The 15078-nt window shown below is 72.5% G+C and carries 11 protein-coding genes and 1 pseudogene; 8 read left to right on the forward strand and 4 right to left on the reverse strand.

Annotation, left to right across the window (positions count from 1 at the left end; translation table 11 throughout):
- The first annotated feature begins 339 nt into the window (after positions 1-339).
- A complete protein-coding gene (locus tag ACFY3N_RS16615; protein ID WP_390817395.1) occupies positions 340-558 on the forward strand; it encodes a hypothetical protein in 219 nt (72 codons plus the stop codon).
- 554 nt (positions 559-1112) lie between these two features.
- Positions 1113-1973: a family 16 glycosylhydrolase gene (locus ACFY3N_RS16620; RefSeq protein ID WP_390817396.1), complete on the forward strand. Its 861-nt coding sequence runs from the start codon at positions 1113-1115 to the stop codon at positions 1971-1973.
- Between the two features lie 446 nt (positions 1974-2419).
- On the opposite strand, the gene ACFY3N_RS16625 is transcribed toward ACFY3N_RS16620, so the two are convergent.
- Positions 2420-4162 carry a VanW family protein gene (locus ACFY3N_RS16625; protein ID WP_390817397.1) on the reverse strand — a complete coding sequence of 581 codons (1743 nt, stop codon included), beginning with the start codon at positions 4160-4162 and terminating at the stop codon, positions 2420-2422.
- Between the two features lie 619 nt (positions 4163-4781).
- Here ACFY3N_RS16625 and ACFY3N_RS16630 point away from each other — a divergent pair.
- A complete protein-coding gene (locus tag ACFY3N_RS16630; protein ID WP_390817398.1) occupies positions 4782-6224 on the forward strand; it encodes a protein kinase in 1443 nt (480 codons plus the stop codon).
- A gap of 481 nt (positions 6225-6705) precedes the next feature.
- Here ACFY3N_RS16630 and ACFY3N_RS16635 read toward each other — a convergent pair whose 3' ends face one another.
- Both ACFY3N_RS16635 and ACFY3N_RS16640 read right to left on the reverse strand, forming a co-directional pair.
- Complete coding sequence (locus ACFY3N_RS16635) at positions 6706-7200, reverse strand: RICIN domain-containing protein (RefSeq protein ID WP_390817399.1); 495 nt, start codon at positions 7198-7200, stop codon at positions 6706-6708.
- A 550-nt stretch (positions 7201-7750) separates the two neighbouring features.
- Positions 7751-8620 carry a calcium-binding protein gene (locus ACFY3N_RS16640; protein WP_390817400.1) on the reverse strand — a complete coding sequence of 290 codons (870 nt, stop codon included), beginning with the start codon at positions 8618-8620 and terminating at the stop codon, positions 7751-7753.
- 434 nt (positions 8621-9054) lie between these two features.
- On the opposite strand from ACFY3N_RS16640, the gene ACFY3N_RS16645 reads away from it, so the two are divergent.
- The 5 genes and pseudogenes from ACFY3N_RS16645 to ACFY3N_RS16665 all read left to right on the forward strand — a co-directional run.
- Entirely contained in the window at positions 9055-9831 is a 777-nt protein-coding gene (locus tag ACFY3N_RS16645) for an SDR family NAD(P)-dependent oxidoreductase (protein ID WP_390817401.1), read from the forward strand.
- A 62-nt stretch (positions 9832-9893) separates the two neighbouring features.
- On the forward strand, positions 9894-11039 hold the full coding sequence (gene dgoD, locus ACFY3N_RS16650) for a galactonate dehydratase (RefSeq protein WP_390817402.1): 1146 nt from the start codon (positions 9894-9896) through the stop codon (positions 11037-11039).
- Between the two features lie 44 nt (positions 11040-11083).
- Entirely contained in the window at positions 11084-11743 is a 660-nt protein-coding gene (locus ACFY3N_RS16655) for a bifunctional 4-hydroxy-2-oxoglutarate aldolase/2-dehydro-3-deoxy-phosphogluconate aldolase (RefSeq protein ID WP_390817403.1), read from the forward strand.
- Positions 11740-12720 carry a sugar kinase gene (locus tag ACFY3N_RS16660; RefSeq protein ID WP_390817404.1) on the forward strand — a complete coding sequence of 327 codons (981 nt, stop codon included), beginning with the start codon at positions 11740-11742 and terminating at the stop codon, positions 12718-12720. Before ACFY3N_RS16655 ends, ACFY3N_RS16660 begins: the two co-directional genes overlap by 4 nt.
- Before the next feature lie 65 nt (positions 12721-12785).
- A pseudogene (locus ACFY3N_RS16665) lies at positions 12786-13589 on the forward strand (SMP-30/gluconolactonase/LRE family protein); the annotation flags it as partial.
- A gap of 217 nt (positions 13590-13806) precedes the next feature.
- Here ACFY3N_RS16665 and ACFY3N_RS16670 read toward each other — a convergent pair.
- Positions 13807-15075: a cellulase-like family protein gene (locus tag ACFY3N_RS16670; RefSeq protein ID WP_390817405.1), complete on the reverse strand. Its 1269-nt coding sequence runs from the start codon at positions 15073-15075 to the stop codon at positions 13807-13809.
- Positions 15076-15078 lie beyond the last annotated feature (3 nt).

Below are 15078 nucleotides of genomic sequence, written 5' to 3' on the forward strand. Positions count from 1 at the left end.
GCGCCCGCCGCGTCGTCCGCTCCGCGCGCGTGCGTGCCGTGTCCGCGTCCGTCGCCGTCGGTTTCCGCGGCGCTCCGCGGGCGGCCCGGGCGGACCGCCGGGTGGCCGGCCGCCGAGGGCGCCGAGGCCGGTTGTGTCCGCCACCGGCCTCCGAAGAGCCGGTGGCGGACGTGTCCGGGGTCCACGGTGCGATACGGGAGTGGCGGCGGGTGAGGAAACGACGGACCCGGTCCGTGCGGGACTGTTGGCGGGTGCCGGGGCGTCGTGCCGACCGTGAGCGTCTGTGCGCCCCTCGGGCCCACTCCCCGGCGCCGTGCGGGCGGCGGCACGGTCGAGCGCATGGGGGACACCGGGGAAGCGTGTGTGGGCCGCGGGGACGGCACGGACTGTCCGAACGGGGAGGTGTTCGAGACCGTCACGGACGGGCCCCGGTGCGAGGAGTGCCGGCACCACTGGGAGCTGGACGAGACGGAGCCGGACCGTCGGCCGGAGGCGGGTGACGGGTTGACACGGCCGCTGGGGGACCCGGGTGAGGCCGGACAGGGCACCGCGGCGTAGAACACACCGGGGCCCGGCCGCCATGGAGGCCGGGCTGCCCGCCTGGGAGGCGGAACTCGGCAGGCTTCCGCCCGTGCCCGCCCCCGGTACCCCGACCACCGACGTCGTCGTCCTCCGCGAGCGATAAGCCGACGAGCGGCACCGTCCGACGCGGGCTCTGCACCGCACTCCCGGGAGCCTCCGTCGCGACCACGGGCATCCCCCGATCTTCTGACCCGGTTGCGCCGGGAGGCCGAGGAATCCGGAAGCGGCCGGCGGCTGCGCGCTGAACGTGGCCACCCGCGAGATCCGTTCGTTCGGCAGGACCCGCCGGAACCACGACTTCAGCCTACGACGCCCCGAGCCGACGGTGCGGTGGGGTTCGACGCCTGCGGGATCCGGCCGCGGTGCACCACGTGCAGGCGTGCCCGGACACCGGGTGGCCGTGCCACAGGGTCCGGTCCGCCGGCGGATGCCGTGACCGGTGCCGTCCCGCGAGGTCAGGTGCGCAAGGGCCTTTGTAGGGTTCGTGCCATGTGTACTTTTCCGGTGAGGGCCCATTCGGGAGCAGCGCGGTGAACCGAGGGACCAGTCTGGCGCTCGTACTGGCCCTGGGCAGCCTGCTGGCCGCCTGCGGCACGGCTCCGACGGAGACGCACCGCCCGGCGCCGGCCGGGGAGAAACCCTTCTGGCAGGCCGAGTTCGACGGAGCGGCGGGCACCCGCCCCTCGGAGAGGTCCTGGAACACCGAGACCGGGAACCGGGAGGCCGAGGGGTGGGGCAACAACGAGTTGCAGTACTACACGGACGACGCGGCCAACTCCGCCCTCGACGGCGCCGGTCACCTCGAGATCTCGGCGCGTCCGGCTCCACCAGGGGCCGAACTCCCGTGTTTCACCGAGGAGTCCTGCCCCTGGACATCGGCCCGTCTGACCACGGAGGGGAAGGTCGCGCTGACCCGTGGACGGGCGGAGATCCGCGCGAGGATGCCCACGGGCACGGGGCTGCTGCCCGCGATCTGGATGCTGGGCGACAACGGAGTCGAATGGCCCGGACAGGGCGAGATCGACATCTGCGAGGTGGTCGGCGGAGAACCGCGGACGGTGTACGGCACCGCCCATGGACCGACCTACTACAACGAGAACGGGATCGGTGAAGCCGCCACCCTGACCGCCGACGCCTCGGCGGCCTTCCACACCTACGCCGTCGACAAGCGGCCGCACCGCATCACCTGGTCCGTCGACGGGAAGCCGTATTTCACCCTGACCCCGTCGAAGCTCCCCTCAGCGCGCGACTGGGTCTTCGAACAGGACATGCACCTGTTGCTCAACGTCGCCGTCGGAGGCGACTGGCCGGGCCCGCCCGACGCCTCGACGCCGTCCCCCGCGACGATGACCGTCGACTACGTCCGCTTCTACGGCGAGGGCCACGCCTGAGAGCCCGGGGACCCGCCGGAGCCGTCGGCATCTCCGCCCTGACGGCCCCCGCAGGCCGACGGCCCGGACAAGCCCGTGCCCATCGGCATCAGGCTACGGAGGGGGAGAGACCGCCCGGCTGGGCGATCTCGGCGGCTGCCTCCCGGTGGAACGCGACGTACGGCATGGACCCGGACCACAAGTCCACCACGTCCCGACGCACCGTCGGACGCCTGCACGCCCGACAGCGTGACAGCGCCGACCGGCTGTACGGAGCGCTCGGCCCTGTGAGTTCCCGTGTCGAGGGGAGCGTGTGAGCCGCCCCGCTGCGGATGGACGGCGATCGACGGGGGAGTGGAGCGCGAGGGCGGCACGCACCCGCGCGGGTGCGTGCCGCCCTCGCATGCGCTCCGGCTCCTGCCGGGCGGAGAGGACGCGACGCCGGGCGAGCCGACGGGGTCGCCCCCTCAGGGCTGACGCTCGCCCGGTACTTCCTCGCATGTGATCTCGTCACGCGGGGTGTAGTGCGTGCGGAACGGTTCCCGCCGCACTTCCCGGCCGTCGTCGTGGAAGACCCGCTCCACGGTGACGTCGAAACCCTCGAGCGGGGTCTGCGGCACGCATTGTTCGTCGGTGCTCGTCTTCGTCTCCGGCTGCCGCACGTTGGTGCGCGGTCCCTTGACCGACGTGATCCCGTCGTACTTCCTGGTGCCGAGGAAGGTGACGGTCACCGAGGTGTCGGTGGACTCGGCCTGGATGTAGACGGCCTTGCCGGAGTCGTTGGTGAACCTCAGATCGAGGCTGCCCCAGGCGACCGTCGCCTCGCGGCCCTCGGGGTAGCGCTCGATGTAGAAGGAGTGGGCGCCGTACTCGACGGGCTTGACCCCGGCGAAGAACATCGCGTTGAAGACGGTCGTGGCCACGGCGGAGACACCGCCGCCGGGCGCCTTCGCGTACTGGCCGTCGAGGATCATGATGCCCTCGGTGAAACCGTTGGCCTCGGTGCGCTCGCCGACGGTCCGGTTGAAGCTCCAGGTCTCGTCCGGCACGACGACGGAGCCGTTGATGAGTTCCACGGCCCGGCCGACGTTCGTCGTGCGGTAGGCGGCCGGCTCGAAGTCGACGGTGAAGGAGGACATCTTCTCCGTCAGCCCCAGACGTGCCGCGTTCTCGCGGGTGACCTCCGGCTGGATCTGCCGTGTGGTCACCGCGCCGGTGCGGGCGGCGCCCGACCTGGTGAGCAGGGGCAGGACGGCCTTGCCCAGGGCCTTGTCGGTGACCTCCACGGCGGGTGTGGCGTCGGCGGTCACCACGGCCTTGTCGCCCTCCAGCCCCAGCCGGGCGTTCCGCGGTGTGGCGGGGAGGCCGTTCAGGGCACCGGCCACCACGGGCGCGGCGCGCAGGCCCGCGCTGTCCAGCTTCGGGGTGAGCGTGCCGCCGTCGTCCGGCCGCATCGTCAGGTACTCGCCCAGCACGGCCGGGGGGAGCGTGAACCGCTTGCCGCCCGCGGTGAGCGTGACCGGTGCCGACATCGCCGGCCGCGCGAACTCGCGCACCGCCCGTCGCACCTCTTCCGCCGTGACCCCCGGCTTGGTCTCGCGTGCGGGCAGCACCGTGACCGAGTCCGCCGCGCCGCGCAGGAAGGGGGTGCGCAGGGCGCCGGTCGCGGCGTCCACGTCCAGGGCGTACCCGGTGCGCGGGGCGATCTGTTCGACACGGCCGTCGGCGAAGGAGACGGCGCCGTCGCGGACCTTCTCGTCGAGCGTCTTCGCCAGCTTCCCGAGGGCGGCACGGGCCTTGTCCTCGTCGGTCCGCACGACCGGCTCGATGTCATCGCCCGAGCGGAACAGCCCGCCGATCACACCGACCGGATCGGTGCCGGTGGACGCCGCCCGGTCCAGGGTTTCCCGGATGTCGAAGGTGAGCCCCGCCTGCCGCGGATCGATCGTGCCCGCGCGGTCGCCGACTTTCACGGCCAGCTTCCGCGGGCCGGCCGCCACCAGGTGCCGCTCCAGCTTCCGGGTGGCTTCCTCGCGGGTCAGACCTCCGATGTCCACGCCGCGTACCGTCGTACCCGCCTCGATCTCACCGCCGGTGAGCAGCAGCCCGGCGAGATACAGGCCGCCGAGGCCGAGGGCCAGCGCACCGCCCGCCAGGGCGACGGGCGGGAGAGAGGCTGTGCGGGGAACGGAGGGTATTCGGGGGCGCATGGGTCTCCTGAATGGTCGATGTAACGTGCACCCGATGCCGCGGCACTGTGTGCGGGAGCAGTCGGACAAGCTACACACAACCGGGCGTCAAAGGGTGTATCCCAGGTCACGTCGGGCGTTCCGGAACCTCCCGCGACCTGCCCGCCCGGCATCCGGAACGGGCCGGGTCCCGATGTGCCGGCGCTCACCCCGGGCGGCCATGGCTCCCGCCTCCGGTCCGCTGTCGCCGCCAGGAGCGCCGGGCGATGGGCTTCCCGCGGTTTCATCCTGCGGGGCCGCGTGGAGGCGTGGCCGAGCCGGCGGTCGGCATCCCCCGCGGGACGTTCGTCTCCGGCAGGAGCAGGCGGAACGCCGTCAAGGCCTCGGACGCCACCGACGAGGGCGACCGGACACCGTTCCGCAGCCCGCCCGAGCCGGGAAGCCGCACGGGCGTCACCCACGCCGGCCGGCCGGGACCGGTCGGGCTCTCGACCGTGGTCCCGCCGCGGCCCTCGATGTCTCACCGCGAACCGGCACCGGCCCGTGGGGGCTAGCCCGGCCCTTCACGGGTACGTGAATCCGGCATCCCGTCGGCAACGAGCGCCTGGACGGACCCTTCGTCGAAGCAGTGGGAGATGGAATGAGGATCCGCGAGTCGGCTTTGGCACTGGCCTCCCGGTCTTCCGCCGAAGTGCTGTCCGGGCGGTACCGTCTGGACGCACTCATCGGCTCGGGCGGTGCCGCCGACGTCCACCGCGGCTTCGACCTGCGTCTGAGGCGATCGGTGGCTGTCAAGATCTTCCGGCCCGGCGCCGGCGCCGACATGGAGGAACGTTTCCGGAGTGAAGCGGTCATCCTGGCCAGGCTGCAGCATCCCGGCCTGGTCACCGCCTACGACGCCGGACGGCACAACGACCGTGCCTACCTCGTCATGCAGCTGGTCGAAGGCCCCACGCTGAAAGGCCGCATCACCGAAGGCCGTTTGTCCCCCGAGGAGACGGCCGCACTCGGTGCCGGCCTCGCCGAGGCCCTGGCCCACGCACACGACGCAGAGATCGTTCACCGCGATGTGAAGCCGTCCAACATCATCCTGGACGCGTCCGGGCGTCCCCACCTGACCGACTTCGGTATTTCCCGGCTGCTCGACGCCACCACCTGCACCGCCACCGGCACGCTCATCGGCACCGCCGCGTATCTGTCCCCCGAGCAAGTGCTCGGCCGGCCGGTCGGTCGGCCCGCCGACGTCTACGCCCTCGGTCTCGTACTCCTCGAGTGCCTCACCGGCAGGCTCGAATACGGCGGCGGCCCCCTCGAGGCCGCGATCGCACGGCTCCATCGTGAGCCCGTACTGCCCGACTCCCTGCCGGAGGACTTCGCGGCCCTGCTGCGGAACATGACCGCCCTGGACGAGCGGGACCGCCCGTCGGCCCGCGAGTGCGCCGGGACGCTGACCGTCCTGGCCGGCGCGGCGGATGCCGTGTCCGCCCCCTCCGCGACCCGCGCCACGAGCGTCGTGCCGAGCCGGGGACCGGTGCGGGATGCCGAGCCCACGCACCCGACCCCGTTGCCCGCAGGCGGCACGACCGGGCCGAAAACCGCAGCCGCGCGGCGTCGTGCCCTGGTCGCCGGCGGAACCGCCGCGCTCGCCGCCGTGCTGACCGCCGGCCTCGCCGTCTCCGACGGCCTTGTGCGGCAGGGAAGCGGTGAGAAGGAGACACGGACCGCCAGCCGTCCTTCCGCGCCGGCCGACCCCTCGCACATCACCGCCGAGAGGAACGACACCACACCCGTGCCTCCGTCGTCGTCCGTCCCCGACGCCTCGGCCGAGCCGCTCCGTGACGCCACCCCGGGGAGGAATCCCCGCTCCGCCCTGGCCGACCCGAGCCGGAATCCAGCCCCCGACGCAGCCGTACCCGGCACCGCGGCCCCGTCGCCCCGCCCCGACTCGGACGGCACTCCGGGCGGCTTGACCACAGCCCCTTCCGACACCGGAAGGCAGACCAAGGCGAGGACCTCCGGCGAGCATCCCGGCAATCCCGGAACAGCCGGGAAGAAACAGAAGAAGGCGCAGGACGAAAGCTGACGGGAGCCGTGGGCTGAAACGCCCGCTTCCAGGATGAGTCCTCTTCCTGTCCCACCTCGTCCGGACGGTGGTGTGACCGCCGACGGCCTTCACCTGCGGCGGACTTCACCGCCCGCCCCCTGCGCACTGCCGCCTCCGCCCCCTGCGCACTGCCGCCTCCGCGCCCTCGCGCCGCAACGCAGTGATCAGGCTGGTGGACGGAGCTGTCCAGGAAGGTTCCGGAACCCAGCCGTTGCAGGGAGGTGGGGGGCGGGGTCACGGCAAGACACCTGCAGTCCCGAGCTGGATGCCGGGGCCTGGACGACCCACCCCCCATGGCCGCGAGTCCTTCACGATCTCCGTCCGGCCCGTCGAGGCGGTGATCGTATCCCGAGCCACTGACGGCACGGCCGGCCCGGGGGCCGGCGGCTGTGAACCGCCCTCGGGGCGTCCGGCCCGGGCAACCGGAGGCAACCGCCGGCCGGTAGGTGCGGGTCAGGCCTCAGCCTGCGTAGTCCCAGTGCTGTTCGTCCGAGCCGAGACAGTTGTAGATGATCACCTTGGTGCCGTTCGAGGTGCCACCGCCGCCCGCCGTCGACATGCACTTACCGGCCTTCATGTTGTACCACTGGTGGGCGCCCGAGTAGTCCCACCGTTGTTCGGCGGCACCGTTGCAGGTCCACAGGATGACCTCGGTTCCGTTTGCGGTACTGCCGCCGTTCGCGAGGGACAGGCATTTGCCGCTCTTGAGGTTACGGATTTCTCCCGAAGGAGTGGCGTGGAACCAGTACTGTTCGTCCCCGCTGTTGCAGGTCCAGATGATGGCATTGGTTCCGTTGGCCGTACCTCCGCCACCCTCCAGGGAGAGGCACCGTCCGCTCTTGTAGTTCACCAATGCCGAGTAGATGTCCACTGCACTCGCAGAGGGTGAACCCACCGCCAGGGTTGCGGCCGCCAGGGCGCCCGTCACCACCGCGGCCCAAGACCTCTTGCGCATGGGAGAGAACCTTCCGTCCCGCGAGGCGTCTGCCGCCTCGCTGCCTCTTCAGCTGCTCCGTCACGAATCCGCAGCAACCCAAACGTGGCGATCTTGACTCATCGAACAGTTGCCTGAACATGGCTCTTCCGGCCATTCGATGGTGAAGACCGGGAAAATGCCGGATGAATCCGGCCTTGCCGATATCTCCCCATAGGGTGGCCGACTGGTCCGTTCACCCCGAGTTGAATGAGTAATCAGCCATGGGTGAGCACGCCGGCGCGGCAGGAAGAATGGCGAGAAAACTCATCCGCGGCCTTTTCGATATCCGCTTCAAGGGCTGTCGCACAAGTGATCTCAGGCATGCTCCTCATCGGTCGTGGCCATGGATCCGCCCTCCGGTGAGGGCGGGATCGCGGAGGCGGGCGATGCCGGGCACGGCGCGGTGGACGCTCCCGTCCTTCAGCAGTCGTCGCGATTGCCGGGCACGGACCGGTCGGCGGAGACGGCGGACGGGCCGGATCCCTCCGAGGCCGGGCCGTGCCGGTCGCTCATGGTGGTGCTTGCCGCATCAGGGACGCACATCGACGTAGTCGCCGGCGGCCTTGGCCGGACCGGTGGTGTGGGTGCCGGTGAAGCTCCAGCGCCAGTAGCCGTCCTTGACCGCCTCGACCGTGGCGCGGAGGGTGCCGGTGTCACTGGTGTTCACCGTGGCCACCGTGGTGTAGGTGCTGCTGCCCTTCGGGCGGAACTGCAGTTTCACGGCCCGGCCCGCGTATCCCGCATACCGGTAGGTGTCCCAGTTGGCCCGCACGAGCTTGCCGGTGACGGTGATGCGAGCGCCCTTGGCCACCGGTTCCGGTGAGGCGTTGACCGTGAGCCGCGCGGCACGCTTGAGGCCGAACGACCTCACGCCGGGGGCGAAAACGGAACCGCCGTCGTCGGCGTCGACCAAGGCGTCGACCGACCACGTTCCCGCGTTGGCGTTGGCCAGGTCCACCGGATCGTCACTGCCCGGGGCCGGGTGCGCGTTGACGGTGAACACCGTCGTGCATGCCGTCGCGGTCTCGCAGAAGGCATCGGTGGTGTAGAAACCGCCGTGCGGCCCCTTCAGGTCCACGTCGGCGAAGGACAGGCCGGAGTCGTCCGATCCGGTGACCGTGACCGGGAACTGCACGTTGTGCGTGATACCTACGATGACGTCGTGTCCGGAGTTGACGGTGGCACCGTTGACCACCGGACCGCCGGGCGCGGTGTCGGACGCGGCATCGGCCGAGGCGTTGATCCCCGCCAGCAGAACGGCGACGGCCCCCACCACGACACCGTGGCTTGTGGCGCGACCGAGGGGCTTGCGTCGTACGGCACGTGCGGCGGCGATCGGCGGGGCGGTGTCGCGCCCGCTGCTTCGTCCGTCGCCGGGTGGTGCGGCGAAGCGGCTCATGAATCCTCCCAGGGGTGACAGGCCTTGCTGCCAACCACCTTGCGTGCGCGGGAAGTCGGTGATGAGAGCAGGAGGCCGACGTGTGTCACTCCCTACGACTGCCGAACCGCCCCGGCCGTTGCCCCGGCCGGAGCGGGAAAACAACCGGCCACCCGGCACGGGAGAGGGAAGCCGTCACCGGTCCCCCTCGCCTCGGCGACGGCGCCACACCTGCGACAGCCGGTACCGTGAGCCGCGCTGCCGTCAGGACACGAAGTGGCCCGGTCCGCCGTACGCGGAGCGCCGCCCATGAGAAGAGCACCCCCTGGCCGCCGGACCGCTGCTCAGGCCGCCGCGGCGCGGATTCTTCGGTTCGGTACGACAGCCTCTTGGCACGGCTAAATAATTCATATTTAATTCGGGAGTCTTCGCTGCCTCTCCTGCTGGAGCTTTCCGTGCACCCTGCAACAACTGCGTCCTCCGGGCGGCACGCGGGCCGGTGCGCCCTGGTCACCGGCGCCGCCTCGGGCATCGGTGCCGCCACGGCGCGTCGTCTGGCGGCCGAAGGCGCCCACGTGCTTCTCTCCGACATCGACGAGGAGGCGGGCAGGGAGGTCGCGGCGTCCATTCGGGAGGCAGGCGGCAGTGCGCGGTTCCAGCACTGTGATGTCTCGGACGAAGCCGCGTGGGCGTCGGCGGTCGAGGCCGCCCACGCCGCGTTCGGCCCGGTGCACACCCTGGTCAGCAATGCCTGCGCGGTGCGGATCGCGGCGGCTCACGAGACGGGTCCGGCCGAGTGGAACCGACAGCTGGCCGTCGGTCTGACGGGATCGTTCCTGGGGGTGCGGGCCTGTCTGGACGATCTGATCGCGACGAACGGCAGCGTGGTCCTGGTCTCCTCCGTCCACGCCCTGGTGGGCCTTCCGGGCAGACCCGCGTATGCCGCGGCGAAGGCGGGGCTGACGGGGCTCGCCCGGCAGCTGGCCGTCGAGTACGGAGGTCGGGTCCGGGTGAACAGCGTGCTGCCCGGGCCGGTGCTGACCCGGGCGTGGGACGGCATCGGCGAGGAGGACCGGAGGGGCGCCGCCCGGGAGACCGCCGTCGGCCGACTCGGCCGGCCGGAGGAGGTCGCTGCCGCGATCGCCTTCCTGGCCGGCGGCGACGCCTCCTTCGTCACCGGCGCCGCGCTCGTGGTCGACGGTGGCTGGAGCGTGCTGAAGAACTCCTCGTGAGCGCGGCCGGCGCACGGCTGTCCCGTCCCCACTCACTCGTCCTGTCCATGGGAGCGACATCCTTGAAGATCACCCGGGTCGAAACGTTCGCTGTGCCACCGCGCTGGCTGTTCTGCCGCGTCGAGACCGACGAGGGCGTGGTGGGGTGGGGCGAGCCGGTCGTGGAGGGCCGGGCGGCCACGGTCCGTACCGCGGTCCACGAACTCGCCGAGTACCTGGTCGGCAAGGACCCGATGCGCATCGAGGACCATTGGCAGGTGATGACGAAGGGCTCCTTCTACCGGGGCGGCCCCGTCCTGTCCAGCGCGGTCGCGGGCCTCGACCAGGCGTTGTGGGACATCCAGGGCAAGGCGCTCGGCGTGCCCGCCCATGTGCTGCTCGGCGGTCCGGTGCGCGAGCGGGTGCGCGTCTACAGCTGGGTGGGCGGTGACGAGCCCGACGAGATCGCCGATGCGGTCAAGGCCCAGGCGGAGGCGGGGTTCACCGCCGTCAAGATGAACGCCGGCGGGCGGATGAACCGGCTGGCCACCGCCGCGGACGTCGCCGCGGTGGTCGAACGGGCGGCCGTGGTCCGTGACGTGCTGGGTCCCGGCCGCGACTTCGCCGTGGACTTCCACGGCCGCTTCAGCGCCGCCGACGCGCGCCGGGTCCTGCCGCACCTGGCGCCGCTGCACCCGTTGTTCGTCGAGGAGCCGGTGCTGCCCGAGTACGCGCACCGGCTGCCCGACGTGGTCGCGGCGTCCAGTGTGCCGATCGCCACCGGAGAGCGGATCTACTCGCGAGCCGAGGCGATGCCCGCGCTCCGGGCGGGCATCGCCGTGCTCCAGCCGGACCTCTCCCACGCCGGTGGCATCTCCGAGGTCCGGCGACTGGCGTCGTTGGCGGAGACCTTCGACGTGCTGCTCGCCCCGCACAGCCCGCTCGGACCGATCTCCCTGGCCGCGAGCCTCCAGGTGGCCTTCAGCACCCCGAACTTCCTCATCCAGGAACAGAGCATCGGCATCCACTACAACCGCGGTGCCGAGGTCCTGGACTACGTCGTCGACCGCGAGGTGTTCCGGTTCGACGAGGGCCATCTGCGCCGTCCGCTCGGCCCCGGGCTGGGCATCGAGGTGGACGAGGCGGCGGTGCGCCGGGCCGACGGCAGCAGACCGGACTGGCGCAGCCCGCTCTGGCGGCATGACGACGGCTCGTTCGCCGAATGGTGACCGCCGCGCGACTCTCCCCGTAACCGCACCACTTGGAGCTCCTGATGGACGGTTCTGATCTCCTCGCTCGCCTGCGCGACGAGCGCCTTGTCGCGATCGTGCGCGGTCGCGACCCCGAGGCGGCGCTGCGTACCGTGCTGGCCCTGGCCGAGGAGGGCGTCTCTCTCATAGAGGTGTCACTGAACACCGCGGACGCCCCGGGCGTCATCGCCCGTGCGGCCCGGGAGCTGGGGCCTGCCTCCGTGCTGGGGGCAGGCACCGTGCTCACCGCCGCTGACGTGTGCCGTGCGGCCGGGGCGGGGGCGCGCTGGATGGTCACCCCCGCGGTCGCCGAATCGGTCGGTGCCGCCGCGGCTGCCGGGCTCCCGGTGCTCGCGGGCGCGCTGACCCCCACCGAGGCGGTCGCGGCCCTGCAGGCCGGCGCGGACGCGGTGAAGCTGTTCCCCGCCTCGGTCGGCGGACCCGCCTACCTCAAGGCGCTGCGCGAACCACTGCCCCAGGTGCCCTTCGTGCCGGTCGGCGGCGTGGACGCGGCGGCCGCCCAGGACTACCTCGAAGCGGGCGCGGTGGCCGTCGGCGTGGGCTCCCCCCTGGTGGGTGATGCCGCCCATGGCGGCGACCTCGGCGAACTGCGCGCCCGCGCAAGGAAATTCGTCGAAGTCTGCCGACGTCCCGGACGGCGCCGCCAGGAGGCCCGGCCATGACCGGGTCCTCCACACCCGAGGCGGCGGCCATCGACGTGCTGACATTCGGAGAGACCATGCTCTCCCTGCGCAGCCCCGGCCCCCTCACCGCCGGGGGCAGCGCGGTCACGACGCTCGCCGGCGCCGAGTCCAACGTCGCCATCGGGCTGGCCCGCCTCGGCCACCGGGTCGGCTGGGCCGGACGGGTCGGCGCGGACGAACCGGGCCGGATGGTGCTGCGCACACTGCGCGGCGAAGGCGTCGACACCGCCTACGCCACCGTCGACACGAGCGCGCCGACCGGGGCGATGCTCCGCGAGCGGCGGGTCGCCGACCTGGTGCGGGTGCACTACTGGCGTTCGGGCTCCGCGGCATCGCGCACCACCCGCCGGCACCTGGCCCCGGCGCTGGACGCCGGCGCCCGCATCCTGCACCTGACGGGCATCACCTGCGCGCTGGGCGAAGGACCGCTCGACGCCGTGAGCGGCGCGGCCGAACACGCTCGCGCGCACGGCTGGACGGTCGCGCTCGACGTCAACCACCGCTCACGCCTGTGGACCGTCCGGGCAGCGGCGGCCGCACTGCGCCCACTGCTGCCGTTGGTCGACGTGCTCATCGCCTCGGACGACGAACTGCCGGTGGTGGCCGGCGAGGAGGACACCCCCGAGGCGACGCGCATCAAGACCTTGCTGGCCGCGGGCATCGGCGAAGTCGTCGTCAAGCGCGGAGACCGGGGAGCCGAGCTGCACGTCGGCTCCGGGCCCCCGCTGACCGCTCCGGCCAGGACCGTCCCGGTCCTGGACACCGTGGGTGCGGGCGACGCCTTCTGCGCCGGCTACCTCTCCGGCCTGCTGGACGGACTCGACCCGGTACGGCGACTGCACCGTGCCACCGCCCTGGGCGCCTTCGCCGTGGCCACGGAGGGGGACTGGGAAGGGCTGCCGCACCGCGACGAGCTGGCACTGCTGGACGCGGCGCCGGGCAGCGCCGTCCGCTGACCGGGCCCCGCGCCGAGAAAGGAACCGGGACGGAGGACGAACCGCCGGCGTTCGACGCGGACGCGGTGCGCGATGTCGCGCCCGACCGACTGGAACTGGGCGAGGGGCTGCGCCTGTTGGACGACGGCAGCCTGGTCCTGGTCGACATCCTCGCCGGCCGGCTGCTGCGCCTCGACCCCTCGGCACCCCCGGAACGCGCCCTGAGACAGGTGGCCCGCCTGCCGGAACCCCTCGGGGCGGTCGCCCCGTTGCGGGACCGCCGGTCCGGGCGGTGGCCGGCAGCCGCGGGCACCGGCTTCGCTCTGCTGGCCACCGACACCGACACCGACACCGACATCGGCGACGGCGAGGGCGACGGTCCGGCCGACCCGGATCCCTCGTGGCCGGCCCGCCCCGTCTCCGGCATGGTGCCCGAACGCCGGATGAACGACGCGGTGTGCGATCCGTCCGGGCGGATGCGGGCGGGAAGCATGGCCTGCGACAACACCGAGGGGGCCGGCACTCTCCACCGCCTGGACCCGGACGGCACGGTCACCGAGGCCGTCACCGGTCTCACCGTGCCCAACGGACCTGCCTTCGCGGCCGACGGCACCACGATGCACCTCGCCGACGGTGCCCGTGGGCGGATCGACGCCTTCACCGTTCACCCGCGCACCGGGGAACTGTCGCGGCGCCGCCCGTTCGCCCGGTTCTCCGCCGACGAGGGCAGCCCGGACGGTATGGTCACCGACGCCCGCGGACGGCTGTGGTGCGCCGTCTGGGGCGGCGCGCAGGTGCGCTGCTTCGCTCCCGACGGACGGGTGCCGGCCGTGGTGCCGCTGCCCGTCAGGCGGCCCACCGGCGTCTGTCTCACCGGACAGCGCCTGCTGGTCACCTCCGCCACCATCGGCCTGCCCACACCCGGCCCGTGGGACGGCGCCGTCCTGCTCCCCACCCGTGGGCGGTGGACCGAGGCGGAGACCGTCTCCGTCCGGAGGGGCGTGGCGGGCCCGGAACGAGTGGGAGGACGCGCCGACGACGTCGCGGGGGAAGCGAACGCCGCCCGGCGCGTCATGGGCGACGCGCCGGGCCGGCTCGGAGGGAACGTCAGCCGCGCAGCAGGGCGTTGCACTCCTGCTGCAGGGCGATGTCCTGCCACATCGGGTGGTGGGGCGCGGCGTTGGAGCACACGACCGTGCCCCAGGCGCCGAAGCGGGCGGCCTCGGCGACGGCACGTCGGCAGAACGCCGCCCCGACCGGGCCTTCCTCGAACGTGCCGTGCAGCGGGGTGTAGCCGATCCAGCCCTCGCCGAAGACGAGCGGGACCCCGGCCGTCGTGGCCCAGTCGGCGGCCGCCGCGATCCAGCCGGTGAGCTTCTGCTCCATGGCCGGGCGGTGGGTGGCGTAGCGCTCGTACAGCCAGGCGTCCCACGCCTGCGGGTCGCACCAGTCGTGGACGTAGACCTCGCGCGGTCCCACGATGGTGGCGTCGGTGCGCCAGCGGTCGGCCTCCGGCGGCGTCCAGTCCGCGAGAGGGGGAGCGCCCGCGCGCAGCAGCTCCCGCCGCGCGCGTTCCTGGGGGAAGGGCCGGGAGACGTCGCGCAGGGCGAAGGTGTCCAGCAGTTCGTCCAGCACGCCGTACACGTAGGGGTGGAAGACGGCGACGTCCATGCCGTCGGGCAGGGCGTGCAGCGAGCCCACCGGGACATGGGCGTAGTTGACGGTGACCGGCCGGTCGGGGTGGCGCTCGTGGAAGCGCGCCAGCCCGCGCTCCAGGCGGGGCCTGAGGGCGGCGACCGCGTCCGCACCGGTGAGTCCGTCGGTGAGACGGCCGGCCTGCACCTCGTTGTGGAGTTCGGTGAAGGCGACGCGGTCGTCCAGGCCGTCGTGCGAGGCCAGGAAGTCGATCAGGTCGGCGAGGGCGTCGGCGAGGGCCTCGGCCCGCTGCTCGGGACCGATCGCCATGATGGCGTCGAACCAGGCCCGGTCACCGGCGAACGACGGGCTCTGCTGGTACTCCCAGCTGGAGAGGATGACGTGGACGTCGTGGCGGCGGGCCGCCTCGAACAGCGCCAGCAGGTGGGCGCGCGGATCGGGCAGTGTCGTGGTGGCGCGCACGTCGTACCAGCGGATGCCCTGGCCGTACCGGCCGCCCAGCGGGCCGAGCGTGAGCGGCCCGCCGGGGGTGCCCGGGCCGAACAGCAGCAGGGGCATGGCGCAGATGCGGATGGTGTTGTAGCCGCGCTCGACGGTTTCCGCGAACGCCTTGTCGAGGTCGGCGAAGGGCTCGCCGGGACCGGTGCGGGTGTACCAGGAGAAGTCCCACAGACAGACGGTGAGTTTGCCGGGCAGGTGCGCGGGGGGCGCTACGGGCATGGA

It is taken from the genome of Streptomyces sp. NPDC000348, assembly GCF_042898795.1.
GTDB lineage: Bacteria > Actinomycetota > Actinomycetes > Streptomycetales > Streptomycetaceae > Streptomyces.

Excerpts from the sequence above, each read along its gene's own strand:
- ACFY3N_RS16615 (WP_390817395.1), top strand. The coding sequence starts at position 340 with ATGGGGGACACCGGGGAAGCGTGTGTGGGCCGCGGGGACGGCACGGAC.
- ACFY3N_RS16625 (WP_390817397.1), bottom strand. The coding sequence starts at position 4,162 with ATGCGCCCCCGAATACCCTCCGTTCCCCGCACAGCCTCTCTCCCGCCC.
- ACFY3N_RS16630 (WP_390817398.1), top strand. The coding sequence starts at position 4,782 with ATGAGGATCCGCGAGTCGGCTTTGGCACTGGCCTCCCGGTCTTCCGCC.
- ACFY3N_RS16635 (WP_390817399.1), bottom strand. The coding sequence starts at position 7,200 with ATGCGCAAGAGGTCTTGGGCCGCGGTGGTGACGGGCGCCCTGGCGGCC.
- ACFY3N_RS16640 (WP_390817400.1), bottom strand. The coding sequence starts at position 8,620 with ATGAGCCGCTTCGCCGCACCACCCGGCGACGGACGAAGCAGCGGGCGC.
- ACFY3N_RS16655 (WP_390817403.1), top strand. The coding sequence starts at position 11,084 with ATGGACGGTTCTGATCTCCTCGCTCGCCTGCGCGACGAGCGCCTTGTC.
- ACFY3N_RS16660 (WP_390817404.1), top strand. The coding sequence starts at position 11,740 with ATGACCGGGTCCTCCACACCCGAGGCGGCGGCCATCGACGTGCTGACA.
- ACFY3N_RS16670 (WP_390817405.1), bottom strand. The coding sequence starts at position 15,075 with ATGCCCGTAGCGCCCCCCGCGCACCTGCCCGGCAAACTCACCGTCTGT.